General features: G+C 59.2%; 23 protein-coding genes. 10 read left to right on the top strand and 13 right to left on the bottom strand.

The features are described from left to right. Positions 1–104: 104 nt before the first annotated feature. Positions 105–3686 (top strand): hydantoinase B/oxoprolinase family protein, encoded by a 3582-nt coding sequence (locus V6N02_RS19285; protein WP_371228339.1) that lies wholly within the window; start codon positions 105–107, stop codon positions 3684–3686. Here the strand turns inward: V6N02_RS19285 and V6N02_RS19280 are convergent. The 3 genes from V6N02_RS19280 to V6N02_RS19270 form a co-directional block, all read right to left on the bottom strand. Continuing rightward, on the bottom strand, positions 3677–4687 hold the full coding sequence (locus tag V6N02_RS19280; protein WP_371228337.1) for a cytochrome d ubiquinol oxidase subunit II: 1011 nt from the start codon (positions 4685–4687) through the stop codon (positions 3677–3679). The two genes, V6N02_RS19285 and V6N02_RS19280, sit on opposite strands and share 10 nt — an antisense overlap. A gap of 3 nt (positions 4688–4690) precedes the next feature. Next, positions 4691–6079, bottom strand: coding sequence for a cytochrome ubiquinol oxidase subunit I (locus V6N02_RS19275; RefSeq protein ID WP_371228335.1), 1389 nt, complete (start codon positions 6077–6079; stop codon positions 4691–4693). 98 nt (positions 6080–6177) lie between these two features. Then, positions 6178–6645 (bottom strand): Lrp/AsnC family transcriptional regulator, encoded by a 468-nt coding sequence (locus tag V6N02_RS19270; RefSeq protein ID WP_371228333.1) that lies wholly within the window; start codon positions 6643–6645, stop codon positions 6178–6180. A 147-nt stretch (positions 6646–6792) separates the two neighbouring features. Between V6N02_RS19270 and V6N02_RS19265 the strand changes: the two genes are divergently transcribed. Continuing rightward, complete coding sequence (locus tag V6N02_RS19265) at positions 6793–7227, top strand: universal stress protein (RefSeq protein WP_371228331.1); 435 nt, start codon at positions 6793–6795, stop codon at positions 7225–7227. A gap of 25 nt (positions 7228–7252) precedes the next feature. Beyond that, positions 7253–8797 (top strand): alanine/glycine:cation symporter family protein, encoded by a 1545-nt coding sequence (locus V6N02_RS19260; RefSeq protein WP_371228329.1) that lies wholly within the window; start codon positions 7253–7255, stop codon positions 8795–8797. Between the two features lie 495 nt (positions 8798–9292). Here the strand turns inward: V6N02_RS19260 and V6N02_RS19255 are convergent, their stop codons facing one another. Next, on the bottom strand, positions 9293–10645 hold the full coding sequence (locus tag V6N02_RS19255; RefSeq protein WP_371228327.1) for an aminotransferase class III-fold pyridoxal phosphate-dependent enzyme: 1353 nt from the start codon (positions 10643–10645) through the stop codon (positions 9293–9295). A 217-nt stretch (positions 10646–10862) separates the two neighbouring features. On the opposite strand from V6N02_RS19255, the gene V6N02_RS19250 reads away from it, so the two are divergent. After that, on the top strand, positions 10863–11762 hold the full coding sequence (locus V6N02_RS19250; RefSeq protein ID WP_371228325.1) for a hypothetical protein: 900 nt from the start codon (positions 10863–10865) through the stop codon (positions 11760–11762). A gap of 181 nt (positions 11763–11943) precedes the next feature. On the opposite strand, the gene V6N02_RS19245 is transcribed toward V6N02_RS19250, so the two are convergent. From V6N02_RS19245 to V6N02_RS19230, 4 genes are read right to left on the bottom strand one after another with little or no spacing between them, the layout of a single operon-like run. Continuing rightward, complete coding sequence (locus tag V6N02_RS19245) at positions 11944–12870, bottom strand: sterol desaturase family protein (RefSeq protein ID WP_371228323.1); 927 nt, start codon at positions 12868–12870, stop codon at positions 11944–11946. After that, positions 12867–13259: a hypothetical protein gene (locus V6N02_RS19240; protein WP_371228321.1), complete on the bottom strand. Its 393-nt coding sequence runs from the start codon at positions 13257–13259 to the stop codon at positions 12867–12869. The genes V6N02_RS19245 and V6N02_RS19240 overlap by 4 nt, the downstream gene beginning before the upstream one ends. Before the next feature lie 58 nt (positions 13260–13317). Beyond that, a complete protein-coding gene (locus tag V6N02_RS19235) occupies positions 13318–14475 on the bottom strand; it encodes a trans-sulfuration enzyme family protein (RefSeq protein ID WP_371228319.1) in 1158 nt (385 codons plus the stop codon). A gap of 44 nt (positions 14476–14519) precedes the next feature. Further along, positions 14520–15404, bottom strand: coding sequence for a DMT family transporter (locus tag V6N02_RS19230; RefSeq protein ID WP_371228317.1), 885 nt, complete (start codon positions 15402–15404; stop codon positions 14520–14522). 116 nt (positions 15405–15520) lie between these two features. Between V6N02_RS19230 and V6N02_RS19225 the strand changes: the two genes are divergently transcribed. The 3 genes from V6N02_RS19225 to argF all read left to right on the top strand — a co-directional run bounded on the left by V6N02_RS19225 (position 15521) and on the right by argF (position 18397). Next, entirely contained in the window at positions 15521–16021 is a 501-nt protein-coding gene (locus V6N02_RS19225; RefSeq protein ID WP_371228315.1) for a ClbS/DfsB family four-helix bundle protein, read from the top strand. A 220-nt stretch (positions 16022–16241) separates the two neighbouring features. After that, positions 16242–17417, top strand: coding sequence for an aspartate aminotransferase family protein (locus V6N02_RS19220; RefSeq protein ID WP_371228313.1), 1176 nt, complete (start codon positions 16242–16244; stop codon positions 17415–17417). A 53-nt stretch (positions 17418–17470) separates the two neighbouring features. Further along, positions 17471–18397, top strand: coding sequence for an ornithine carbamoyltransferase (gene argF / locus V6N02_RS19215; protein ID WP_371228311.1), 927 nt, complete (start codon positions 17471–17473; stop codon positions 18395–18397). Between the two features lie 2 nt (positions 18398–18399). Here argF and V6N02_RS19210 read toward each other — a convergent pair whose 3' ends face one another. Then, entirely contained in the window at positions 18400–18951 is a 552-nt protein-coding gene (locus tag V6N02_RS19210) for a MarR family winged helix-turn-helix transcriptional regulator (RefSeq protein WP_371228309.1), read from the bottom strand. Positions 18952–19038: 87 nt separating this feature from the next. Here V6N02_RS19210 and V6N02_RS19205 point away from each other — a divergent pair, with 87 nt between their 5' ends. The 3 genes from V6N02_RS19205 to V6N02_RS19195 all read left to right on the top strand — a co-directional run bounded on the left by V6N02_RS19205 (position 19039) and on the right by V6N02_RS19195 (position 21798). Beyond that, positions 19039–19791 carry a hypothetical protein gene (locus V6N02_RS19205; protein WP_371228307.1) on the top strand — a complete coding sequence of 251 codons (753 nt, stop codon included), beginning with the start codon at positions 19039–19041 and terminating at the stop codon, positions 19789–19791. Between the two features lie 75 nt (positions 19792–19866). Further along, the gene (gene gndA / locus V6N02_RS19200; RefSeq protein WP_371228306.1) at positions 19867–21270 is read left to right on the top strand and encodes an NADP-dependent phosphogluconate dehydrogenase; all 1404 of its coding nucleotides are present in this window, start codon (positions 19867–19869) and stop codon (positions 21268–21270) included. A 168-nt stretch (positions 21271–21438) separates the two neighbouring features. Further along, entirely contained in the window at positions 21439–21798 is a 360-nt protein-coding gene (locus V6N02_RS19195; protein WP_371228304.1) for a hypothetical protein, read from the top strand. A 104-nt stretch (positions 21799–21902) separates the two neighbouring features. Here V6N02_RS19195 and V6N02_RS19190 read toward each other — a convergent pair whose 3' ends face one another. From V6N02_RS19190 to uvrC, 4 genes are read right to left on the bottom strand one after another with little or no spacing between them, the layout of a single operon-like run. Next, complete coding sequence (locus tag V6N02_RS19190) at positions 21903–22355, bottom strand: molybdenum cofactor biosynthesis protein MoaE (RefSeq protein ID WP_371228302.1); 453 nt, start codon at positions 22353–22355, stop codon at positions 21903–21905. A gap of 3 nt (positions 22356–22358) precedes the next feature. Further along, a complete protein-coding gene (gene moaD, locus V6N02_RS19185; protein ID WP_371228300.1) occupies positions 22359–22607 on the bottom strand; it encodes a molybdopterin converting factor subunit 1 in 249 nt (82 codons plus the stop codon). Further along, a complete protein-coding gene (gene pgsA, locus V6N02_RS19180) occupies positions 22604–23275 on the bottom strand; it encodes a CDP-diacylglycerol--glycerol-3-phosphate 3-phosphatidyltransferase (RefSeq protein WP_371228298.1) in 672 nt (223 codons plus the stop codon). The genes moaD and pgsA overlap by 4 nt, the downstream gene beginning before the upstream one ends. 55 nt (positions 23276–23330) lie before the next feature. Next, positions 23331–25193: an excinuclease ABC subunit UvrC gene (gene uvrC, locus V6N02_RS19175; RefSeq protein WP_371228296.1), complete on the bottom strand. Its 1863-nt coding sequence runs from the start codon at positions 25191–25193 to the stop codon at positions 23331–23333. Positions 25194–25251 lie beyond the last annotated feature (58 nt).

The raw sequence follows: 25251 nt of genomic DNA, 5'->3' as shown, positions 1-25251 counted from the left end.
GCTGATATATGGGGCCAAACCGATGCGAATTTCAATCCGTGACGGCGTTGACAATCTCTTTGCCGATGCCAAACGTGGCGCGGTGTAACATGCGGGGTACGGCCATGAGTGGAGCGTGGGAATTCTGGATCGACCGGGGCGGCACGTTTACCGATATCGTGGGGCTGACACCGACGGGTGAATTGCGGACCCACAAGCTGCTCTCGGAAAATCCTGACCGTTATGCTGATGCTGCCGTACAGGGCATTCGCGATCTGATGGAGGTTAGCGGAGAATTCCCGGATGCTGCGATCAAGGCGGTCAAGATGGGCACCACGGTGGCCACCAATGCGCTGTTGGAGCGCAAGGGTGAACGTGTTCTGCTGATGATCACCCAAGGTTTCCGCGATCTGCTGCAGATCGGGTACCAGGCAAGACCGCGCCTGTTCGATCTGGAGATCAAACGACCCGATCTTCTGTATGAAGATGTAGGCGAGATGATTGAGCGGTTGGATGCGGACGGTAAAGTCATCACCCCGCTGGACGTGGAGGCGGCCCGGCAGACCCTGCAAGCCGCCTATGACACAGGTCTGCGGGCTGTCGCCATTGCCGGGCTGCATGCCTATCTCAATCCCGCGCACGAAATCGAGGTTGCCAAACTGGCAGAAGACATCGGTTTCACCCAGATTTCCACCTCCGCCGAGGTCTCGCGCTTGGCCAAACTGGTGGGTCGGGGCGATACGACGGTGGTCGATGCGTACCTATCACCCATCCTGCGGCGCTATGTTGATCAAGTGGCAGGTGCGCTTGATCTGGGCCGGGCCTGTGAGGCGCTGCTGTTCATGCAATCCTCAGGCGGGTTGACCGATGCACAGTTGTTTCAGGGCAAGGATGCGATCCTGTCGGGGCCAGCGGGCGGAATTGTCGGCATGGTCAAAACCGGCGCAGCAGCAGGGCATGACAAGCTGATCGGCTTTGATATGGGTGGCACCAGTACGGATGTCAGCCATTACGCGGGTGAATATGAACGCAGCTTTGAAACCGAAGTGGCAGGTGTGCGGATGCGCGCGCCAATGATGGATATTCATACCGTTGCCGCCGGGGGCGGCTCGATCTGTTCGTTCCGGGATGGCCGGTTTCAGGTCGGTCCGGAAAGTGCCGGTGCCGATCCCGGACCGGCCTGTTATCGCCGGGGCGGCCCGTTGGCGGTGACCGATTGCAACGTCATGCTGGGCAAGCTGAACCCCGATCACTTCCCGCATGTGTTTGGCCCGGATGGGGATCAACCGCTGGACGCCGATGTGGTCCGTCAGAAATTCGCGGCCCTCGCCGAAACGGTCGCGCAAGAGACCGGTGAGGCCCCCCGCTCGCCCGAGGATATGGCCGAAGGATTCCTGCGCATCGCCGTCGACAATATGGCCAACGCGATCAAGAAAATCAGTGTGCAACGTGGCCATGATGTGACCGGCTATACCCTGCAATGCTTTGGCGGGGCGGGTGGGCAACATGCCTGCCTTGTCGCCGATGCCCTTGGGATGACCCGTGTTCTGATCCATCCCCATGCCGGGGTGCTCTCCGCCTATGGCATGGGCCTTGCCGAGATACGCGCCCTGCGCGAGGTGCAGCTGGACGCGCCGCTTTCGGAGATCGAGACAGCAACAGCAGCCTTGGACAAGATAACCAAGGACGCGCATGGCGAGGTCGCCAGTCAGGGCATCACCCGGATCACGCCCGTGCCTCGCGCACATCTCCGCTATGACGGATCGCATCAGGCCCTTGGCGTCCCCTTTGGCAGCACCGAACAGATGTTGGCCGATTTTGAACAAGCGCATCGTCAGCGTTTTGGCTTTATCAGCCCGGAACGCGCCGTGCTGTTCGACATGCTCAGCGTCGAGGCGGTGGGCGAAACCGGTCAGGCCCCCGTCGCCGATGTCCCCAAGGGCGACGGGCAGCTACTTGCCCATATCTCCATGCATGTGGAGAATGCCTGGCAGGATGTCCCGCTTTATCATCGCGATGCCCTTGCCCCCGGGATCACCGTGCAGGGCCCCGCCGTGATTACCGAACCCACCGGCACCAATGTGGTTGAACCCGGCTGGTCCGCCCGACTGGACAAGATGGGCAACCTGTTTTTGGAACGCACCAGTGCCAAGGCGCGGGACCATGCGGCAGGCACCAATGCCGACCCAGTCCTGCTGGAAGTGTTCAACAACCTGTTCATGTCCGTGGCCGATCAGATGGGCGCGACGTTGGCCAATACCAGCTGGTCGGTAAACATCAAGGAACGGCTGGATTTCTCCTGTGCGATCTTTGACGAGGTGGGCGATCTGGTGGCCAACGCCCCGCATGTGCCGGTGCATTTGGGGTCGATGTCGGACTCGGTCAAGACGATTATGCGGCTCAACCCCGATGTGCGCCTGGGCGATGCCTATATGCTCAATTCTCCATATAATGGCGGGACGCATTTGCCGGATGTCACGGTGATCACCCCGGTCTTTGTGGGCGACACACCTGCCTTCTGGCTGGGCAGCCGCGGCCATCATGCCGATATCGGCGGGCGCACACCGGGCAGCGCGCCGCCCGACAGCACACATATCGACGAAGAAGGCGTGCTGATCGAAAACGTCAAACTGGTGGATCAGGGCACATTCCTTGGCGATGTGGCCGAGCAAACCCTCGCCACCGCCAAATACCCCTGCCGCAACATCCCGCAGAACATGGCCGATCTGAAGGCGCAGGTGGCGGCGAATGAAACCGGGCGGCAGGAACTGCTGAAGGTCGTCGACAGCTACGGCATCGACACAGTGCGCGCCTATATGGGCCATGTGCAGGACAATGCCGAGGAAAGCGTGCGCCGAGTGATTGACCGGCTCAAAGACGGTAGTTTCAGCTATCCCATGGATATCGGGACTACGATCAACGTGCGCGTCAGCGTCGATCACGCCAATCGCGCGGCTACAATTGATTTCACCGGCACCTCGCCCCAGAACGCGGGCAATTACAATGCCCCCCGCTCGATCTGTGACGCGGTGGTGCTTTATGTGTTCCGCACGATGGTCGGGGCCGATATTCCGCTCAATCAGGGATGTTTGAAACCGCTCAAAATCATCGTGCCCGAAGGCTCGATGCTGAACCCGGCCTATCCGGCGGCGGTGATTGCCGGGAATACCGAGGTGTCTCAGGCGACGTGCAACGCCCTTTACGGTGCCCTTCATGTGATCGCCGGATCGCAGGCCACAATGAACAATTTCGTCTGGGGGAATGAGGATTTCCAAAACTATGAAACCATTGCGGGTGGCACCGGTGCGGGGCCGGGATTTCACGGCTGTGACGCAATACAATCACACATGACCAACACCCGCATGACCGATCCCGAGGTCTTGGAAAAACGCTTCCCGGTGCGCCTGGAAGAGTTCGGTATCCACCATGGCTCGGGCGGCGCAGGCAAATGGAGCGGCGGTAGCGGTGTGTTGCGCCGCATGCGGTTCTTGGAGTCCGTCACCGTGACCACGCTATGCTCGCATCGGATCGTGCCATCCTTCGGGGTGGATGGCGGTGCGCCGGGTGCGGTTGGACTTAACTGGGCCGAACTGCCCGATAGCACGCATCGCGACTTGAAAGGCAATGACGAGATTGATCTGCCCAAAGGCGCAGTCTTCGGGATGCAGACACCCGGTGGGGGCGGCTGGGGCGACGCTCAATCATAGCGCAGCTCGGTCGCCTTGCCGCGGAAGATCACGTAGGACAACACCGAGTAAGCCCCGATCATTGGCAACACGAACAGCGTTCCCACAAAGATGATGAACAGGCTATCCGGCGCGCTGGCGGCTTCGTAGATCGTCAGGGTTTCCGGCACCACGTAGGGGTAAAAGGAATAGGCCATTCCGACGAAACCCAGCGCGAAGAGAACCGTGGTCACCGCGAAAGGCGCCCAGGACAGCCGATCATCCGATTTCGGCAGGTCACGCAAAAGCAGCCACAGGATCAGCACCAGCCCGCCCGCCATCAATGGCAGGGGCAGTAACAGAAACATCTCGGGCACCGAAAACCACTTGTCGAAAATCCGCGGACTGACAAAGGGTGTGGCCAGTGACACAGCCCCCATGCCCAGCACAACGCCCCAGATCCCGCCTTTGGACCACGCCACTGCCTTTTGCTGCAACGCGCCATCGGTCTTCAGGATCAACCAGGTCGCCCCGATGAACGAGTAGGCCACGGTCAGGAACACCGCCGTCACCACGGAAAAGGCAAAGGTGAACCAAGTCACCTGCAAGCCCATGACATACATGCCAAGCATGTACCCCTGAGATAGCGAAGTCATCAGGCTGCCATAGTAAAACGCCCGGTTCCACATCGGCTTTTGCGGCGCGGCGCATTTGGCGCGAAACTCAAACGCCACGCCGCGCAGGATCAGCCCGACCAGCATCACCGCCACCGGCAAGTACAACACGGTCAGGATCATCCCATGCGCGGCCGGGAACGCCACCAGAAGAATGCCAACAGCCAGCACAAGCCATGTTTCATTGGCATCCCAGAACGGCCCGATCGAGGCGACCATGCGGTCCTTCTCGGCGTCTTCGGCAAAGGGAAACAGCAGCCCGACGCCCAAGTCGAACCCGTCCAGACAGACGTAGACCAGGATCGACAGCCCCATCAGCGCGGCAAACGCGACGGGCAACCATTGTTCAGAGGGGCCAAACCAATCCATAATCTACTCCGCTGCTACAGGCACCGGGCGCGCCATTCCGGGTCGCAAAGGACCACGGTCATCGCCCGGCGTAGCCCCGGCATTACGCGCCAGGAAGAACAGCACACCAATATAGGCCACCAAAAGCGCGACATAGATGGTCAGATAGATCGCCAAGGTTCCGGCCACCATCGGCGCGGGCACGTCGGCCACGGCCTGTTCGGTGGTCATCACTCCTGTGACCAGCCACGGCTGCCGCCCGATCTCGGTCGTGTACCAACCGGCCAGCGTGGCCACCCAGCCGGAGAAGCCGAACGGCACCATCGCCCACAACATCGAGCGTGGCAACGCCTCGACCCCGCGGCGACGCCACAGCATCATCCCCACAGCCATCCAGCTGAGCAACAACATGGCCATGCCGGTGCCAACCATCACCCGAAAGGCATAGAACACGGGGGCGACGGGCGGATGCAGTACCTCACCATCCGCGGTGACAAAGTCATTCAGGCCCGGCACAACGCCGTCCCTCTTGTGAGTCAGGATCAGGGACGCACCATTGGGAATGCCAATCTCGTAGGTGTTCTCGCGCGCGGCTTCGTCCGGAACGGCAAAAAGCAACAACGGTACGTTGCCCTGCGTTTCCCAATTGCCCTCCATAGCCGCCACCTTGGCGGGCTGATGCTCCAACGTGTTAAGCCCATGGAAATCGCCGATCAGAATTTGCACCGGTATCAACATCGCTCCAAGGCCAAGACCTGTTACCAGTGCAGCGCGCACATCATTGCTGCGGTCTTCACGCAGCCAACGATAGGCACTGATCCCGGCCAACAGGAACGCCACGGTCAATCCCGACGCAAGCAGCATATGGATCAGCCGGTAAGGCATCGACGGATTGAAGATGATCGCCCACCAATCGGTGGCAAAAGCCACGCCATCGCGCATCTCGAAACCCGCAGGTGTGTGCATCCAGCTGGACAGAACCAGTATCCAGAAAGCCGACATGGTTGTACCAAACGCCACAAGGAAGGTCGCCAGAGTGTGCAGCCACCCTGGTACGCGCGAAAAGCCAAACAGCATGATCCCTAGGAACACCGCCTCGAGGAAAAACGCAGTCAGAACCTCGTAGGCCAAAAGCGGCCCCGCAACATTGCCCACGGTTTCCATGAACCCCGGCCAGTTGGTACCGAACTGAAACGACATAGTAATGCCGCTGACCACGCCCAACGCGAAGCTAAGCGCGAAGACCTTCACCCAGAAGCGATAGGCTTTGATCCATTTCTCGTCGCCCGAACTGTTGAACCGCAGTTTGAAATAAAACAGCACCCAGCCCAACGCGATGGTGATCGTCGGGAACAGAATGTGAAACGAGATATTGGCCCCGAATTGAATCCGGGAAAGCAGAAGGGTGTCCATGGCGTCCTGATCAAAGCTTTTTCTACCGCCCTAAGATAGCGCAAGTGAGGTTGCTTTCCGGCCCCTGCGACCGCAGACCGCAGGTAAGGCCAATATGATCACTCGGTCAGATCGCTCAGATGATACCCTTTGAATTCCTTGACAGTTGATAGGCTTAGCAGGGTCTTGGTCTGTGACACGGTGGGAATCTGCGACAGTTTGTTGCGGTAAAGTTCCTCGAAATCCGACGGGGTGCGCACGGCGACGCGGATCAGGTAGTCGAATTCACCCGAGATCAGGTGGCATTCCAGAATGTCGGGCATTGCCGCAATCGCCGCCTCGAAGGCCTCGATATCCTCGCGCCGCTGCGAGGCCAGTTTGATTTCGATGAACACCTGCATCTCAAGGCCAAGGGCCTGGCGACTCAATCGCGCGGCATAGTGCGAGATGACACCGCTGGCTTCGAGCAATTTGACCCTGCGATGACATGCTGACAGCGACAACCCAACCTCTTCGGACAGCCGCGCCATCGAGATTTGGCCGTTCTGTTGAAGCCTAGAAAGAATTTGGCGATCCAAACGGTCCATCAGGAAATAATCCTATTAGTAAGCTAATTTCAGGATCATTTCCGAAAATTTTCCGAAACTCAATAACCTTCGCGATTTTTTATTGCGCAACCTCTGTTAGTATCAAGAGGCCTGACAAGGCGTCTGACACCATAAGGGAGTATTAAAATGTCTGGAAAATTCGTCGTCGGATACGACGGCAGCGCCGCATCACGTCGTGCGCTGGATTTCGCCATCGATCGCGCCGCGGCGCAGGGCGGTTCCATTGTCATTGCACATGTCTTGGAATGGTCGCCCTATTCCTTCTTAACGCCAAACGAGCTTGAGGAGCGCCACGCGCGCCGCAAGGACGAACTTGCCCGCGCGCAAAGCCAGCTGATGGATCCAGTTGTAGAAGAGTACTCGGGCAAAGGTGCCGGGGTTGAAGGCACAATCAAATACGGCAAAATTGTCGATGTGCTGTGTGACATCGCCTCAGAAAGCGGTGCAACTCAGGTGTTTGTGGGCCGTGATGGGGAATCCTCGCTCAGCTCACGGGTGTTCGGGTCGGTTGCCAGTTCGCTGGCGCAATGTGCCCCCGTGCCATGCACCATCGTTCCATAAAAAACAAACCAGTAGGGATAGTAGAATGTATCACAAATTCGCATGTGCAACCGGCGTTGCAGCGGCCACGAGCCTGCTGTCGACCCCCGCGTTTGCCCAATCGCTGGACGAAAAGGTCAATCAGATCTTTTCCAACTCAACCGGCTGGTTCGTCAGCCTGATCTTCAGCCCTTTTCCAGGCACCTCGTTCCCGTGGATCGTGGCATGGCTGGTGATCGCCGCCACAGTCTTCACGCTCTATTTCGGCTTTATCCAGTTCAAAGCCTTCAGACATTCGATCTCGCTCGTGAAGGGTGACTACTCAGACCCCAACGACGCGGGCGAAGTAAGCCACTTTCAAGCCCTCGCCACGGCGCTTTCAGGCACTGTTGGCCTGGGGAACATCGCCGGTGTGGCGGTGGCCGTGGGTATTGGTGGCCCCGGTGCGACGTTCTGGATGATCATGGCGGGCCTGATGGGCATGGCCTCGAAATTCACCGAATGTACGCTGGGCGTGAAATACCGGAATGAATACGAAGATGGCACCGTTTCGGGTGGTCCGATGTATTACCTGTCAAAAGGTTTTAAGGAACGCGGCGTTGCCGGCGGCGGCATTCTGGCCGTTCTGTTCTCGATCTTCTGTATCCTTGGCGCGCTCGGCGGCGGCAATATGTTCCAGGCCAACCAGGCGCATCAGCAGATTGCAGGCATCGTGGGTGACTATCCCGGCTGGATTACGGGCGTCCTGTTCGCGGCCGTTGTATTTGCTGTGATCGTCGGTGGCTTGAAATCCATCGCCAAGGTGACCGAGAAAGTCGTGCCGTTCATGGGCGTGATGTATGTCGCGGCTGCTCTGATCATCATCCTGATGAACTTCGACAAGATCGGTTGGGCCTTTGGTCAGATCTTTGAAGGGGCCTTTACCGGCCTTGGCGTTGCCGGCGGCATGGTCGGTGCCCTGATTCAGGGCTTCAAACGTGCTGCGTTCTCGAACGAAGCTGGCGTTGGTTCGGCGGCGATCGCCCACTCGGCGGTGCGCACCAAGGAACCGATCACCGAAGGCTTTGTTTCGCTGCTGGAGCCGTTCATCGATACAGTCGTGATCTGCACCATGACCGCGCTGGTGATCATCATCACGCAACAGATGATCATTGATCCGGAAACCGGCAACTACATGCTGAACGAAGCAGGCAATGCCATTGCGACTGTCGATGGCAACTCGGGCGTCAGCCTGACCTCGGCCGCCTTCGGGAGTGCCTTCAGCTGGTTCCCCTACATTCTGGCGATTGCGGTGATCCTGTTTGCCTTCTCAACCATGATCAGCTGGTCCTACTACGGCCTGAAAGCCTGGACCTATCTGTTCGGTGAAGGCCACACCAAGGAACTGGTGTTCAAGATCATCTTCTGCATCTTCGTGGTCATCGGTGCCGCCGCCAACCTTGGCCCGGTCATCGACTTCTCGGACGCAGCGATCTTTGCCATGGCGGTGGTTAACATCATCGGCCTCTACTTCCTGATGCCCATCGTCAAACGCGAGCTGGACAGCTACATGTCACGCCTCAAGTCTGGCGAGATCAAGAAGTTCAAGTAATCGACGATCTCGACAAAACGGAAGGGCCGGGATTCCCCGGCCCTTTTGATTGCGGTTAAACCGAGAGTATCGCGGCACCAGCCAAAGCAGATTTGGGTGTTCCCCGACGAGCATGACTGTCCCATTTGCGGGACACAGCGGTCCTTCGCCATGTGCTCGCCACCGGAGGCGATCGTCAGCCCCTGGGGTGGCGACCAACATTTGCTTCGGGGCGCTTTATGCTCGCAAAGCACATCCACAGAACGAGCGCAGCGCCTTGGTCAGAGTAATCGCCAGCCCAAGGGAGGGGCTGACGATGGCCGGGCCGCTGCGCGGCTGTTAACCGGCTGGGCTCATAACCTTGGCGACCGCTAAGGTCTCAAAGCGACCACGCCGCACAACTCGGAAGGTCTCGCGGCCTCTCCAGTTTGGCAACGCATAGGCTTGGCCTGATTAATGATCCAATTTGCAATGGGCCATCCGTACCAGACCCTACGTTCTGAAACGGCGTTGCCGCTAAGCAGCCGCAAACCCGGCATCCAGAGACGCGATGATCCGATCTACCTCGGGCTCATTGATCGTCAAGGGTGGGGACATCAATACGTTATGCGCCCCCAGCCGGACCATGGTGCCAGCCTCATAGGTTGCCTGGTGAATGCGCTTCATTGTGTCAGCGTCCATCGGGGTTTTGGCGGCTTTGTCCGAGACGATCTCGATCCCGTGCATCAGCCCATGCCCACCGCGCACATCCCCGATGATGTCATGTTTCTCGGCCAGCTTCAGAATGCCCTCGTGCAATTGTGCACCCCTTGCCGCAGCATTGGCCTTGGTGTCCAGCCGCAGGGTCTCGGACAGGCAGGCCACAACCGCCGCCGCGCCCACAGGGTGGGCTGAGTAGGTATAACCGGTCCAGATCGCCCCGTCCGCGGCGGGGGCGTTTTCAAACACATCGGCCACCTTGTCGCCGACCAGCACGCCACCGACAGGGAAATACCCGCTGGTGATGCCCTTGGCGATGGTAATCATGTCGGGCTTAACCCCCCAATGGCGCGCGCCGGTCCAGTCGCCGGTGCGGCCAAAGCCACAGATCACCTCGTCGCTGATCATAAGGATGCCATAGCGATCACAAATCTCGCGCATACACTTCATGAAGGATGCATCCGGCACGATCACCCCACCGGCGCCCTGAATGGGTTCCATGATGAAAGCAGCGATCGTGCTGGGGTCCTGGAATTCGATCTCATCCACAAAAGCCGCAGCGATCTTCTCGGCCAGCTTAACGGGGTCAGTTTGGTCGTAGGGATTGCGATAGGTATAGGGGCTGGGCAGGTGGAAACAGCCCGGCAGCATTGGCTCATAGGTGATGCGGAAGCGATTGTTACCATTGACCGAGGCACCACCCCAATGCGTGCCGTGATACCCTTTCTTGAGGCTGATGAACTTGGTGCGCGTATGCTCGCCCCGCAGGCGGTGATATTGCCGCGCCATGCGCAGGGCAGTGTCAACCGCATCCGAGCCACCCGAGGTAAAGAACACCCGGGTCATGCCATCTTCGGCAAAGAACTCCTGCACCGCATAAGAGGCCTCGATGGCAGGCGGGTTACTGGTACCGGCGAAGGCAGAATAGTAGGGCAGATCAAACAACTGATCAGAAATTGCCTGTTTCACCACATCGTTGGAATAGCCAAGGTTCACACACCATAGGCCGCCAACCGCATCGACAACGCTGTGACCGTCGATATCGGTGATCTCAACCCCTTTGGCCGCCTTGATGATCTTGGGCGCATTTACCTGCTGATCACCGGGGTGACCCATCGGATGCCACAGATGGCGGGCATTCATCTCACGCAGGAAATTATCGTCTTTCATAGCATCGCCTCCGATTGTCAGGATTTGATCAAAACCCTGACAGGGGCCGCACAGGCTGTCCAGAGGTTTCGGACACCTATACCCCTTTTGGGACAGCACCTCGGATGGCATGAAAACCGCAGCGGGCGGCGTATCGCCGCGCATGGTTTGAAAACCCATCCCAGCCGACTATCTGATCGAGCGAGCGACAAACAATACTCCGCTCCCGGAGTTTTTCATGAGTAATCTCAGCGATCTCTGCCTTGGTCTGGCTGCCGCAACCGCATTGGTCACATCACCGGCCACCGCCCAACAGCGGACCGGTTGGGGCAGCGAAGTTAGTGGGTTCGTGGCGCATCAATGGGCTGCCGATCTGAGCGGGGGTGGCGATGTATCGACCACACGCAGCCTGCTCGGGCTTGGAGGGCTTTACACGTTCGACAACGGCAATTCGGCCGGTGTCGCGCTTAGCTTTGGACAGCAGTCTTATGACTTTGGCGGCGGCGCAGCCCCGCTTTGGAACGACATCAACGGTTTGGCCATCTCAGCGCCCATGCAATTCCAGGTTGGGCAAAGCGCCAATGTCTTTATCGCCCCACAAATTCGACGCGCCTATGAAAGCGGGGCCAGCACCTCAGACAGCACCACCTACGGCGTCTTTGCCGGGGTCAGCTGGCAGATGAGTGACAGCTTGCGCATCGGCCCTGCCTTTGGGGCGTTTTCCGAACTGGAAGGCAGCGGGATCAACGCGTTTCCCGCCGTGATTGTCGATTGGGACATCAATGATCGCTGGAACCTCAGCACGGGGTCCGGCCTGGCCGCCACGCAAGGGCCGGGGCTGCAGCTGTCTTACGCCTATAGCGATGCGCTGGATATCGGGCTTGGTGTGCGCCTGGAACGCGCCGAGTTCCGGTTGGATGACTCCGGGCTGGCCCCTGGTGGCGTCGGTGAAGATCAAAGCATCCCGGTCGTCCTGTCGGTGGATTACGCCCCCAACCCCGGCTTTACGGTCAGCGGGTTTGTCGGCGCAGCCTTTGACGGGGAACTGACCGTCGAGAATGCTGCCGGAGCGCGCGTGAGCAGGCAAAGCTATGACACGGCGCCCGTGGCCGAGTTGGCGATACGGGTTCGGTTTTAAACGTAAGCCGGGCCATCGTCAGAGCGTGGGATGGCGATCCAACAATCGCTTCGATACGCTTTATCTTTGCAAAACCCGCGCTCAAACCGAACGGAGCACCAAGCCCAACCAAATCGCCAGCCCGTCGGGGCGGTCTGACGATGGCCCGGCGCCTTCGGCTTGATTCCGGTCTGGGTGTTTCTCAGAACCCCGGCGTCCCTGCATCCTCGGGGTGATCCCGCAAATGGCGAGCCTTGATCCCAGCCGAGGTTTCGCGGCTGCCATCATGGCTCCACCCAGGCGGCATCACGCAATACATCAGCCGATCCCGCCAGCTTAGGCCCGGCTGACGGACGTCCCGCCAGATGCCAACCCATTCGTGAAATGCCACGCGGATCGGATTGAACGTCCCCAGATTGCGCACCAATCCATAATCCGGCTTCTCGTCCTCCAGTTCGGGCACATAGGTGCCAAACATCTTGTCCCAGACGATAAACACACCCGCGTAATTCGCATCCAAGTAACGCGCGTTGCGCCCGTGATGGACGCGGTGGTGGCTGGGCGTGTTCATCACGGCCTCGAACCACTTTGGCATCTTGCCGATCGCCTCGGTGTGGATCCAGAACTGATAAATCAGGTTCAGTCCACCGCAAAAAAGCACCAGCGCCGGGTGAAACCCCAAAAGGATCAGCGGCGCGCGCACCACCATCATGAAGGTGAACGTGCCTGTCCATGTCTGGCGCAACGCGGTGGTCAGATTGTAATGCTGAGACGAATGGTGATTAACGTGGGATGCCCAGACCCAGCGGATGCGATGCCCAAAGCGGTGCACCCAGTAATAGCGCAGATCATCCAGCACAAAGCACAGCAGGATCACGCCAACAGACGTTCCCAGATCGAGCGGTGTAATCTCCCACAACACCATGAAGAACGCCCAGGCGATGAACCCCAGCAGAATACCACTGGCCACATTGCCCGCACCCATGATCAGGCTGGTCAGCGCATCGCGCGTCTCATACCGCCCGCCGCGACGCTTGATCACGATCCAGACCAGTTCGATCAGGATCGCGGCGATGAAAAACGGCACCGCCATTTGGGTGACGTCCGGAAAGCTGATCATATCGGTCATGGGTCGGTCTCCATCAGCTGAGGCCAGCGTGCGACTTCCTCGGCGTCCAGCTCAAGGTCAATCCGCGGGGCCGTATAATCAGGCAAGTCGATCCTGAGGCCCGTTGCCGTGCGCGCCACCTTTGCGCCATCCAGATACCGCGCCGTGCTGTCCGCCCCCATAGGCCAGACGATGCCATGGCCCTTCGCAGTATCTATCAAAGCCGCGCGATGATCATGGCTCAGCACCAACCGGATTGGCATATCTTCGGGAAACTCATGCAGCCATGCCGTACGCGCCTCGGCCACATCGCCAAACAACTTGCGCTGTGACAGGCCCAGCACATGCAGCAACAGGGCAATCCCCGCGATGCCCAGCAAGACCATCGGCACAAGGACGGTTAACGGCATGATACGTTCCTCATACCGTCAGTTACGCAAAATCATACGGTGGTAATCAAGGGTGACGTTACGCCCCCGCGCGTTCCAGCGCCTGATCCAGATCACGGATCAGATCGCCTGCATCCTCAATCCCGATGCTGAGGCGCAACAACCGGGGATGCACCGGAAAGCCCTCGCCCGAGACCGTCTTGCGATGCTCAATCAGGCTTTCCACCCCACCGAGGGAGGTCGCGGGATAAAACACTTCGCAGAACCGAGTCACATCAATCGCGGTCTGTTCGCTGCCCTTGACGATGATCGACAGCATTCCGCCATAGGCACCGCCCGTTTGACGCTTGGCAATCTCGTGACCCGGATGCGAGGGCAGGCCGGGATACATCACCGCCTCGACACCGGGATGTCCCTCAAGATGCGCGGCCACCTTCAACGCATTTTCGGTTGCGCGCTCATAACGCAACAACAGCGTGCGCATCCCGCGGATCAGCAACCACGCATCAAAGGAATGCAGCACCGTGCCATACAGTTTGCGGATATGTTCAATCTCGTCCCAATACGTTCCGATCTCCTTGACCGACAGCACCCCGGCCGTCACATCCGAATGACCGTTGAGATATTTGGTCGCCGAATGAAACGAGATATCCGCACCAAGGTCTAACGCCCGCACCGCGCAAGGCGGCGTGCCCGTGCAATCGGTGAACAGCTTTGCACCCGCTTCGTGGGCAATCTCGGCGGCTGCCGCGATATCTGTCACATCCCAATTGGGATTATTCGGCGTCTCGGCCCAGACCAGCGCGGTTTCACCCGGCCGCAGTTTGCTGGTCATATCATCCAGATCACCGGCAGCATAGTAACTGACATCCAGCCGATCCTTGGCGGCGAAGGTCTGAAACTGATCCAGCACGCCGTGATACATCACCTCGGGCACCACCACATGGGCATGGGCTGGTAAATGTTCGATCACGGCCGTCGCCGCGGACATGCCAGACGCAAACAGCATCGCGCTTTCGGCCCCTTCCAGATCAGCGATGATCGCCTCGGCCTGTTCGGTCGTGGCATTGCTGTCACGGCGATACATGTAGGACTTGCGCAGCTCGTAATTGGCATCCCGCGCATAGGTGGCCGACGGTTGAACAGCGGGGACAATTGCGCCGGTTTCTTCATCAAGATAGCGCAGGGCCTGCGCCAGTTTTGTGGCAGGCGACAGGGTTTGATTGCTGCGGGGCATAGGGCATCCCTCCGGGGGTCAGACTGGCCAAGCCTAACCGTCAATCACCGCGCCTTCAACCGGCCCTCGCGCCATGCCAAAAGCCCGGCACCTGCCAGAATGATCATCGCCCCGATCACCGAGATCGCATCAGGGATCACTGCAAAAATGGCAGCGTCATAAAGGGCTGCAAAGACAAGCGCGGCATAGAAAAACGGCGCGACAAAACTGGCATCTGCGCGGGCCATGGCATTCACAAAACAGGCCTGCGCCCCCGCCATCAGAAAACCGATCCCGGCCATCGCAGCCCATTGCTCCGGCGTGGGCATCTGCCAGACAAACATCACTGCAACAGAGGCGATAACCAACCCGATCACATTGTTGATCAGCAGAATCTGCAACGGGTTCTCACGCCTCGACAACAGCTTGATTGCAATCAGCTCGGCCCCCAGCATCACCGCCGCCCCCAGCGCCAGCAAGGCCCCCAACTCAAGCGCGCCACCGCCGGGGCGGGTCAGCACCGCTGCGCCGACCAGCGCAATCACCGCCGCGCTCCAGCGCACCGGGCCGACACGCTCGCCCAGCAACGGGATTGCCAGCATCATCCCAAAGACCGGGTTGAGAAAGCTGATTGCCGTCGCATCCGACAAGGGGATAAAGGCAGCGGCAGCGAACATCAGGCTGACTCCACCCCAGCCAAGCGCCGAGCGCGTCACGTGCAACGGCAGATGCGGTCTGGAAAACCTGGGCCTCATCACCGCCGTCGCCATTCCGATTGCGATCAGCGCAAACAGAAACCGCCCATGGCTGATCTGAAGCGCATGCATCTCCGGGCCCAGCGCACCGGCACCCAAGGCTTTTGCCAACAAGGTGGTACCCGCCGCAAAAGCCGCTGCGGCCAAGGTCAACAGAGCGGCAAGCCCGGAGTTCTGATCGCGCGGGGTGTACATGACCTGCCCATCGCACAGCGCTCGGGTTCTGGCAATCGGTCTATTGCGACGGATCAAGGCGGCCAAGGCTCACAAGGTCTATAATTATGCCCGCCCCCAACAGGAGAAACTCAACCATGCCTGCCGCTACTACAAAGGCCGATCTGATTGCCGTGACCGAAAAGGAATACAACAAGCTGCACAAAATGATCAGCGAAATTCCTGATACGCAGGCCACGCAAAAGCGAGAGGATGACTGCTCGATCAAGGATATCATCGCCCACCGTGCCCATTGGATACAGCTGTTCTTTGGCTGGTACGCGGATGGTCAGGCCGGAAAGCAAGTGCATTTTCCTGCGCCGGGGTACAAATGGTCCGATCTCAAGGCCTATAATGCCGACCTCAGGGCGAAACAAAACGGGCTTGATTGGGGTCATGCCCGCCATCACCTGGCCGCGTCGCATCAGGCATTGCTGACCTTCCTGCAAGTCCACAATGATGACACGCTTTACGGCGGCCCGATGAAAGGTGCGAACAATTACTGGACACCAGGCCGCTGGGCCGAAGCGGCAGGCGCCTCGCACTACCGCTCGGCTGCCAAATGGATCCGGGCCTGCCTGAAGGCCGAGGCGCACTAGAGGGTCAGGGCGTTTTTCCCTTCCCTTTCGTGTCACAACCTTTTATCAGGCCCGCCATGATCAAACGTTTTGCACACACCGAAGCCCGACGCCGACGCAGCTGACGCCCGTCGCCTCTTTTTCTGTTTGATCCCTGCGCATAGCGCATAACCACCCCAAAAGATTGACTTGAAGCTGCCCTTGCGGCACTCACAGGACTTCTGATTTGAAGGAAACTCTCATGATCCCGTCCGTTCTGCCTACCTATGCACGCGCTCCTCTGACTTTTGTCAAAGGAGAAGGAAGCTGGCTGATCGAGGCAGATGGCCGACGCTTCCTTGATCTGGGTGCTGGTATTGCGGTGAACGCGCTGGGTCATGCCCATCCCGCTTTGGTCGCGGCCCTGACGACCCAAGCCAACGCGCTATGGCACACCTCCAATCTTTATCACATCCCACAGCAAGAGGCGCTGGCCGACAAGCTGGTCGATACCAGTTTTGCCGATACCGTGTTCTTCACCAATTCCGGGACGGAAAGCTGCGAACTGGCGGTCAAGATGACCCGCAAGTACTTCCATGAAAAAGGTCAGCCCGAGCGGGTGAACATCCTGACGTTTGATGGCTCGTTCCATGGTCGTTCCTCGGCCGGAATTTCAGCCGCAGGGTCCGAAAAGATGACCAAGGGCTTTGGGCCGCTGCTGCCCGGTTTTGTGCATCTGCCCTGGGGTGATCACGACGCGCTTGAGGCGGCCATTGATGACAAGACCGCCGCCATTCTGGTTGAGCCGGTACAGGGCGAAGGCGGCATTCGCCCCCTGCCCGATCAATGCCTGAAGGGCCTGCGCGATCTGTGTGATCAACACGGGCTGCTATTGGTTCTCGACGAAGTCCAATGTGGCATGGGCCGCACCGGCAAACTGTTTGCCCATGAATGGGCCGGGATCGAACCGGACATCATGATGGTGGCCAAAGGCATCGGTGGCGGCTTCCCCCTGGGCGCGGTCCTGGCCACCGAGGAGGCGGCCTCGGGCATGACGGCGGGCACGCACGGGTCGACTTATGGCGGCAATCCGTTGGCTTGTGCTGTAGGCTGTGCGGTGATGGATCACGTCGCCATACCCGAAGCCCTTGCCCATGTTAACCGCATGTCCGGCCAGTTGCGTCAGGGTCTCGAAGGTCTGATTTCAGCGCATCCCGATGTGTTTGAAGAAGTGCGCGGCACCGGCCTGATCCTTGGCCTCAAATGCAAGGCCGCCAATACGCATGTTCTGAACGCCTGCTATGACGCCGATCTGATCACCGTGCCCGCCGCCGACAATGTGATCCGCCTGCTGCCTCCTCTCAACATCTCAGAGAGTGAAGTGGCCGAGGCGCTGAGTCGACTGGACCATGCCGCTCGACAGGTCGGGACCAGCTGATCTTCATCTTGCCAAAAATACTCAAAGCTCCACGATTGCCCGAAGGCACCGCCATGACCCATTTTCTTGATATACACAAAACCGACCCCGCTGACCTGCGGACCATCATCGACAACGCCCAGATCATGAAGACTGCGCGCGCTGGCCGCCCACGTGGTGCCGTGGATGATGATGAACCGCTCAAGGGCCATATGGTCGCTCTGATTTTTGAGAAACCTTCAACCCGCACCCGGGTCAGCTTTGACGTAGGGGTGCGCCAGATGGGCGGCGAAACCATGCTGCTGTCCGGTGCCGATATGCAGTTGGGCCATGGCGAAAACATTGCCGACACCGCCCGTGTGCTCAGCCGGTATGTCGACCTGATCATGATCCGGACATTTGACGAATCCGTTCTGCTGGAAATGGCGGAATACGCCTCTGTGCCAGTGATCAACGGCCTGACTGATCGCACGCACCCGTGTCAGATCATGGCCGATGTCATGACCTATGAAGAACATCGCGGCCCGATCAGAGGCAAGAAAGTTGTCTGGTCGGGCGACGGCAACAATGTCTGCTCATCCTTCCTGCACGCCGCCGGGCAGTTTGGGTTTGACCTCACCTTTTCCGGCCCCGCTCAACTGGACCCGGAAGACGAATTCATGGGGCTGGCCCGCAAGGCCGGCAGCAAGATCACCATCGAACGCGACCCGCACAAGGCGGTAGAGGGCGCCGATCTGGTGGTCACGGACACCTGGGTCAGCATGCATGACAGCCAATCCACCAAGGAACGTCGCCATAACATGCTGCGCGGCTATCAGGTGAACGAAGAGCTGATGCGCCATGCCAAGCCCGACGCGCTGTTCATGCATTGCCTGCCTGCCCATCGCGAGGAAGAGGCGACAAGTGCTGTGATGGACGGCCCTCATTCGGTGATCTTCGACGAGGCCGAGAACCGTTTGCATGCACAAAAGGCGATCATGCGCTGGTGTCTGGGCGTGTGATCTCAGACGGGCGTCTGTTCGTGGCAGATCTGACCGGCCTCGTCCAATGCAAGCGCGACACCCAGCAGGGCACAGCGGGCCTTGCCGCCTGTTCCGGTGACGTGATGTCGGCAATCGCGGCAAAACCCGAAGGGCCGCGCGCCGCGCTTTGTCACCATTTCGGTTAACAACGCCCGCATGCCTTGGGTGAGCGCCTTGCGGTCATCCTCGGGCAATGCGGACACCGCGGCGTCCAGCCCGTCGCAGCTGCCTGTCGCCGCCTGCCCGTCGGCGGTGATGTCATAACTGATCCGGCGTTTATCCTCGGTTGAGCGCTGTTCTTCGATCAGCCCCTTACGTTCCAGCGTTCTCAGCGTTTGCGACACGGTTCCGCGGGTCGCACCAAGGTAGTCGGCCACCTGTGAGGGCGCGCGGGAATACCGGTTGGCCCGGTTGAGGTAATCCAGCGCGGCCATCTGCGTGGGCGTCAGGTGATCGGCCCAGGCATCTGCTGCCGACAAACGGGTCAACCGGTCAAGCAGCGGGCGCAGTTGCAGAGAATCAGTGTTGGTCATGGGTAATTAATAGCGATACGAAATCAGTATTGCAATAATAGCGATTCGCTACTAGTTTGTCGCCACCTGACATCAAAGGAGACCGACATGATCAGAATTTCCATCGCGGCACTGGCCGCTGTCATCGCAACCCCTCTTCTGGCCGGCGGCAACCACGCGCCTGCGGCGGAACAGGATGGCGCAGTCACTTCATCCCCGGCAGAGAACGTCAGCGCATCTTTCGACATTCTGGCAGCCCACGCGCATCGCTCGGGCCATACTGTGACCTTCCACATGACGACAGCCGGTGGCGCCGGGTCCGAGATACCCGACCCGGCGGGCGCGCTGGGCGGTGCGCCGGTACTGTCTTATGTCTGGCCCACGACACTTGATCCAAACGTGGTAGGGTTCGAGCCGGGCACCGGCATCCTGGCGCTGGCCGCCACCAGCCATCCGGATTTCGATGATACGCCGCTGTTCGACGAAAACGGCGATGGCGATCTGGCCAATGACGGGGCGGGCTGGCACAGCCACTGGGTGGTGCTGGCCCCGCATGACGATTGCGGTGAGGGCGCATTGTCGGTGCGCGACATACCCGAGGGTGAAACCCCGGCGCTTCCTGCCACCTGGCCAGGGCTGCCGCTTTTCATCGACAGCCCCGGCTTCACACCGGTCTTTGACGGCCCCGAGATTTCACTGACTGTGGCCATCCCCTTTGCCGGTGAGATTGCGGGTACCGGTTATGACGGCGTCACTGCCGCACTTCGTGTCAACGCCAATGTGCATGCCCCGCTGCTTTGCGTGACGGATGTGTTCGATGTCGCGTCGGGCGATCTCAGCCTGCCTGGCGTGCTGGACTAAGTCTGGCCGACCGAACTGCTTGCATTCGCCCGCGCCGTGCCTACGCTTGGTCAAAACAAAAGGCGGGGGCACGGCATGGCGAGAAATACAAAAATCGGCGTCTACGGGTTGGGAACCATGGGCAGCGCGCTGGCGCTGAATATGGCCCAGAACGGGTTCGAGGTTGCAGTCACCAACCGCGAGGTCGAGTGGATTGTCGGTTTCATGGACGAAGCCGGCGATCTGGCCGCACGTCTGCACCCGCATGAGACGCTCGTGGATTTTGTCGCCGGACTGCCCAGCCCTAGGCTGATCCTGTTCATGATCCCATCTGGCAAGCCCATGGATATGATGATCGACACCATCGCTCCGCTGCTGTCACCCGGCGATACGATCATTGACGGCGGCAATGCCAATTTCCACGACACCCGCCGCCGATCGGCCACCTTGGCCGAGAAGGATATCCATTTCGTCGGTATGGGGGTTTCGGGTGGGGAATACGGTGCGCGCCATGGGCCGTCGATGATGGTCGGCGGCACTGATCACAGCTGGACCCAGTTGAAGCCGATCCTCACCACGATTGCGGCCAAGTTCGAGGGCGACCCTTGTGTCGACCATCTTGGTCCCGATGGCGCCGGGCATTTCATCAAGACCGTTCACAACGGCATCGAATATGCCGAAATGCAGGTCATTGCCGAGATATACAGCCTCTTGCGCAATGGCGCGGCCTGGACCCCACCCGAGATCGGCCAGATGTTCGCCGAATGGGACCAAGGCCCGCTGAAATCCTACCTGATCGAGATCACCGGCAAGGCCCTGCAATATGACGACCCGATCACCGGCCACCCAATGGTCGATGTGATCAAGGACGCCGCCGGACAAAAGGGCACAGGCCGCTGGACCGTAGTCGAGGCCGTCCTTTTGGGTCAAGCGGCGAACATGATCGAGGCCGCCGTTGGTGCGCGTAGTTGGTCATCGGAGAAAGACACCCGCCAGCAAGCCGAGGCCATTCTGGGCGGTGCGCGGGGCGCAATCACGCTGGGGTCGGCCACCATGGCCGAGGCCTTCACCGCCGCACGCATCCTTGGTTATGCGCAGGGGTTTCGCGTGCTCGATGCTGCAGCGGAAGAATATGAATGGCCGCTGGACTATGCCCGCATTGCCGAGATTTGGCGTGCGGGCTGCATCATCCGGTCGGCGATGTTGGATGATATCTCTGAAGCGTTTGGATCAGACATGCCCGCCGGTCAGCTGATCCTGTCGCCCAAATTCGCTGAAACCCTCGCCCGCACCATTCCCGCCCTGCGCGAAGTGGTGGGTGCCGCCGTGACCACGGGCCACGCGGCCCCAGCCCTGACTGCGGCGCTGTCATGGTATGACACCATGCGCCAAGGGTATGGGTCCGCCAACATCATTCAGGCCCAACGCGATTTCTTTGGTTATCACGGATTTGAACGGCTGGGCGAAGAGGGCAAACATCACGGCCCCTGGTGGGATTGATCAGCCCCACTGCCGAACCTTACAGGTGAAACGGCTCACCTCACGATTCGACGCGGTGGACTGTCAGGGTCTCTAAATCGGCTAAAAGCATCAGATGGCGGTTTTGAGCCCAAAGCGGATAACAAATTGAGACTGGCATCATTTAGGTGCATCTACGAAAATGTTCTAATGGAACCAATATCTTCTCAGCCGCAGATTAAACTTTCTCGATTGCGAGATATCGGCTGGAAGCTTTGGGACCCCATTTGCCTGTTAGCTCCAGGAGGTCCGTTTGCGGGCAGGTGGGATGATGACGACAACATTTCTTTTGCCGATGAATATGACAGCCATTTGGTTGCAGCGGCCTCTCAACTGCGACGGGGGGCTTGCCGCGAGCAGGTCGTCAACTACTTTATCGAAATTGAGATCAATAACATGGCGCTACGCGAGAACTCGACCACACGAGAGAGGGCAGCGGCAGTGGTGGACGCTATCCTTTCTGATGACGAGATATGGACATGGCCAGATGAGAACGGAAATTTCGCTTAAACTACTGTTTGATTCGCCCGCCAAACCGACTTTCACCACCTCTGTGTTTTAGACTCTGGCTCCAGGCGCGCCGCGAACGCCTTTAGTAAGAAACAGGGTAAACATTACGAGCTGTCGCTCCACCGCCCCAACGCCATCTCATCCTCATCCTTCGCCGCCACCCAATCGGCCCCGTCCTTGGTCTTTTCCTTCTTCCAGAACGGTGCGCGGGATTTGAGGTAATCCATCAGGAATTCCGCCGCTTCAAATGCATCCACGCGATGGGGTGCAGAGGTGGCCACCATCATGATCATGTCATTGGCATGCAGCGGGCCGTGCCGGTGAATGACCAGAACATCGCCCAAGTTCCAACGGCTTAACGCCTCTTCGGCAATCCCGCGCAGGGCGCTTTCGGTCATGCCGGGATAGTGTTCGATCTCCATCACCTCAAGACCACCGGCGATGTCACGCACGATCCCGCTGAAAGTGACAACCGCGCCCATGCCGCTTTGCCGGTTGGCAAAGGTTTCGGCCTCGGCCCCGAATTGAAACGGCTCGGATTGGACACGGATATCCATCGCTTAACCTCCCGTCATGGGCGGGAAAAACGCCACCTCTCGCGCGCCCTTCAAAGGCGCATCAAAGCCGGTCAATTCCTGATCCACGGCCACTCGCAAAGCATCAAGGTCAGCAAAAGCCGCCTCGTAGCGCGGTTCTCGGGCACGCAGTTCTTCGACTAGCTCCATCACCGTCGCGGCGCTGCTGTCCACTTGGTCTTTGGGGTGTCCGATCCGTTCGCGCACCCAGGCAAAGTAAAGCACATCAATCATGGTCTATCCTTCAGGTAAGGAACTGATTTCTTGAAGTAATCAAAACCCGATATAAGCGTCATAGCCGCCGCAATCCATAGCATCCAGAAGCCGATCCGCCCCGACCAGATCATGGCATGGTAATACCCGCGCAAACCGTTTACGTCCTCAACTTGACCCCGCAGCACCTCATCAATCATCGCCTGATCCATGCCAAAGCTGTGCATGACCAGATGATGCTCGAAAATCCCACGGGAAAACAGGATCGCGATTGCCACCATCTGCGCCGTTGTTTTCCACTTGGCCAGTTGGGTCACTTGCAACGTGCCCGCCGTATCCCCCAGAAATTCCCGCAGGCCCGACACGAACACTTCGCGGAACAGGATCACCGTTGCGGGCAGCACCAGCCAAGGGGTCCAGTAGACATCGGAGAACCCGACGATCACCATCAACGCGATCACCACCATCGCCTTATCGGCAATCGGGTCCAGCATCGCACCCAGCTTTGTGGTCTGTTTCCAGGTCCGGGCAAGATGCCCGTCCAGCCAATCTGTCAGTGCTGCCGTGATGAACAGGACCAGCGCAAACCAGTCCGCCCAGGGCCTGTTGAAGTAAAGAAACATCACCGCCACCATGGGTGCCGCCAGCAACCTCAGGATGGTCAGGATATTTGGAATGTTCCACGTCATGGCAACTGTCTAACGAGTATCTGAGGGTGGGGGAAGACACAGGCGCACCGGAGCCCTAGCCATTTTCATGGAAATAATCATAGACCTTTTGCGCAAGGGCATCTGACACACCGTCCACGGCCTTCAGATCGGCCAGCGCCGCGCGGCTGACCGCCTTGGCGGATCCGAAATGCTGCAACAGGGCCCGTTTGCGGGCCGCACCAACGCCCGCCACATCATCCAGAGGCGTCGCGCCAACCGCCTTGGCGCGTTTGGCCCGGTGGGTACCAATAGCAAAACGGTGGGCTTCGTCGCGCAGGCGTTGCACGAAATAAAGTACCGGATCGTTGTGGCGCAGGGCCATGACCTGTTTGCCTATCCGGTGAAACTCTTCCTTGCCCTGATCCCGGTCCACGCCCTTGGCAACGCCGACCATCGGGATATCTTCGACCCCCATTTCGCGCATGATCTGGGCCACGGCACTGACCTGCCCGGCACCGCCATCAATCAGCAACAGATCGGGCCAATGCCCTTCGTCGCGGTCTGGATCATCCTTTAAAAGACGTTTGAACCGCCGGGTCAGCACCTCTTTCATCATCCCGAAGTCATCACCCGGGGTCAGGCTTTCGCCCTTGATGTTGAACTTGCGATAGTGGTTTTTCATAAAACCATCCGGCCCCGCCACGATCATCGCACCAACGGCATGGGCCCCCTGAATGTGGCTGTTGTCATAAACCTCGATCCGCTGCGGCGGGGCGTCCAGATCAAACGCCTCGGCCAGACCTTTAAGCAGTTTTCCTTGTGTCGCCGTCTCGGCCATCTTGCGCGCAAGGCTTTCGCGGGCATTGCGCAGCGCGCCGTCGATCAACTCGGCTTTCTCGCCTTTCTGCGGCACCAGCAAAGTGACCTTGCGGCCCAGCTTTTCGCTCAGGGCGGCCTGCATCAGGTCATCATTCTCAATCCCATGAGACAGGATCAACTGTTTGGGCGGCTCTTTGCTGTCGTAGAACTGCCCGATGAAAGCCTCTAGCACCTCGGGTTCCGCCACATCCGGCCCGACGCGCGGATAGAAATCACGATTGCCCCAGTTCTGGCCGCCGCGGACGAAGAAGACCTGAACACAGGCCTGTCCCTTATCCAGATGCAGGGCGATCAGATCGGCCTCGTTCACCGTGCGCGGGTTGATGCCTTGGGCGGTCTGCACCTGCGTCAACGCTTTGATCCGATCCCGAAGCGCAGCGGCGCGCTCGAACTCCATCGCCTCGGAGGCCGCTTGCATCTGCGCGGCCAGCTTTTCCTGGATCTCGGTCGATTTGCCGGCCAGATAGCGTTCTGCATCGGCCACCTGCCCCCCATACTCCGTCTTGCTGATATGCCCGACGCAAGGGGCCGTGCAGCGTTTGATCTGGTATTGCAGGCAGGGGCGCGTGCGGCTTTCGAACATCGCATCGCTGCAATTGCGCAATTGAAACACCCGCTGCAATTGCCCCAGTGTCCGGTTCACCGCTCCGGCGCTGGCGAAGGGGCCGTAATACGCACCCTTTTCCTTTTTTGCCCCGCGATGCTTTTTGATCATCGGGAAATCATGCGCCTTGGTGACCAGGATATTCGGGAAACTTTTGTCATCCCGCAGCAGCACGTTGAACTTTGGTTTCAGCTGCTTGATCAGGTTCTGTTCCAACAACAGCGCCTCGGTTTCCGTCGCCGTGGTCAGAAACATCATCGAGGCGGTGGCATCAATCATCCGGGCGATCCGGGGCGTATGCCCGGTGGGGCGCGCATAGCTGGACACCCGCGCCTTGAGGTTGCGCGCCTTGCCGACATAAAGCACCCGCGCCTGCGCATCGAGCATACGATAGACGCCCGGAGAACCGTCCAAGGTCTTGAGATAAGACTGGATCACGCCATGGCCTGTTTTTGGGGCAGTTTGCTCGTTCACGGGGCGGGTATACTTTCAGATATGATTCTCGTGTGGTGCTGCAATCTTACCAACCCGG

It is taken from the genome of Roseovarius conchicola (assembly GCF_041403425.1).
Lineage (GTDB): Bacteria > Pseudomonadota > Alphaproteobacteria > Rhodobacterales > Rhodobacteraceae > Roseovarius > Roseovarius conchicola.
This window is presented reverse-complemented; position numbering and strand designations above follow the sequence as displayed.

Coding starts and splice junctions, on each gene's coding strand:
- V6N02_RS19285 (WP_371228339.1), top strand. CDS start 105: ATGAGTGGAGCGTGGGAATTCTGGATCGACCGGGGCGGCACGTTTACC.
- V6N02_RS19280 (WP_371228337.1), bottom strand. CDS start 4,687: ATGGATTGGTTTGGCCCCTCTGAACAATGGTTGCCCGTCGCGTTTGCC.
- V6N02_RS19275 (WP_371228335.1), bottom strand. CDS start 6,079: ATGGACACCCTTCTGCTTTCCCGGATTCAATTCGGGGCCAATATCTCG.
- V6N02_RS19270 (WP_371228333.1), bottom strand. CDS start 6,645: ATGGACCGTTTGGATCGCCAAATTCTTTCTAGGCTTCAACAGAACGGC.
- V6N02_RS19265 (WP_371228331.1), top strand. CDS start 6,793: ATGTCTGGAAAATTCGTCGTCGGATACGACGGCAGCGCCGCATCACGT.
- V6N02_RS19260 (WP_371228329.1), top strand. CDS start 7,253: ATGTATCACAAATTCGCATGTGCAACCGGCGTTGCAGCGGCCACGAGC.
- V6N02_RS19255 (WP_371228327.1), bottom strand. CDS start 10,645: ATGAAAGACGATAATTTCCTGCGTGAGATGAATGCCCGCCATCTGTGG.
- V6N02_RS19250 (WP_371228325.1), top strand. CDS start 10,863: ATGAGTAATCTCAGCGATCTCTGCCTTGGTCTGGCTGCCGCAACCGCA.
- V6N02_RS19245 (WP_371228323.1), bottom strand. CDS start 12,870: ATGACCGATATGATCAGCTTTCCGGACGTCACCCAAATGGCGGTGCCG.
- V6N02_RS19240 (WP_371228321.1), bottom strand. CDS start 13,259: ATGCCGTTAACCGTCCTTGTGCCGATGGTCTTGCTGGGCATCGCGGGG.
- V6N02_RS19235 (WP_371228319.1), bottom strand. CDS start 14,475: ATGCCCCGCAGCAATCAAACCCTGTCGCCTGCCACAAAACTGGCGCAG.
- V6N02_RS19230 (WP_371228317.1), bottom strand. CDS start 15,404: ATGTACACCCCGCGCGATCAGAACTCCGGGCTTGCCGCTCTGTTGACC.
- V6N02_RS19225 (WP_371228315.1), top strand. CDS start 15,521: ATGCCTGCCGCTACTACAAAGGCCGATCTGATTGCCGTGACCGAAAAG.
- V6N02_RS19220 (WP_371228313.1), top strand. CDS start 16,242: ATGATCCCGTCCGTTCTGCCTACCTATGCACGCGCTCCTCTGACTTTT.
- argF (WP_371228311.1), top strand. CDS start 17,471: ATGACCCATTTTCTTGATATACACAAAACCGACCCCGCTGACCTGCGG.
- V6N02_RS19210 (WP_371228309.1), bottom strand. CDS start 18,951: ATGACCAACACTGATTCTCTGCAACTGCGCCCGCTGCTTGACCGGTTG.
- V6N02_RS19205 (WP_371228307.1), top strand. CDS start 19,039: ATGATCAGAATTTCCATCGCGGCACTGGCCGCTGTCATCGCAACCCCT.
- gndA (WP_371228306.1), top strand. CDS start 19,867: ATGGCGAGAAATACAAAAATCGGCGTCTACGGGTTGGGAACCATGGGC.
- V6N02_RS19195 (WP_371228304.1), top strand. CDS start 21,439: ATGGAACCAATATCTTCTCAGCCGCAGATTAAACTTTCTCGATTGCGA.
- V6N02_RS19190 (WP_371228302.1), bottom strand. CDS start 22,355: ATGGATATCCGTGTCCAATCCGAGCCGTTTCAATTCGGGGCCGAGGCC.
- moaD (WP_371228300.1), bottom strand. CDS start 22,607: ATGATTGATGTGCTTTACTTTGCCTGGGTGCGCGAACGGATCGGACAC.
- pgsA (WP_371228298.1), bottom strand. CDS start 23,275: ATGACGTGGAACATTCCAAATATCCTGACCATCCTGAGGTTGCTGGCG.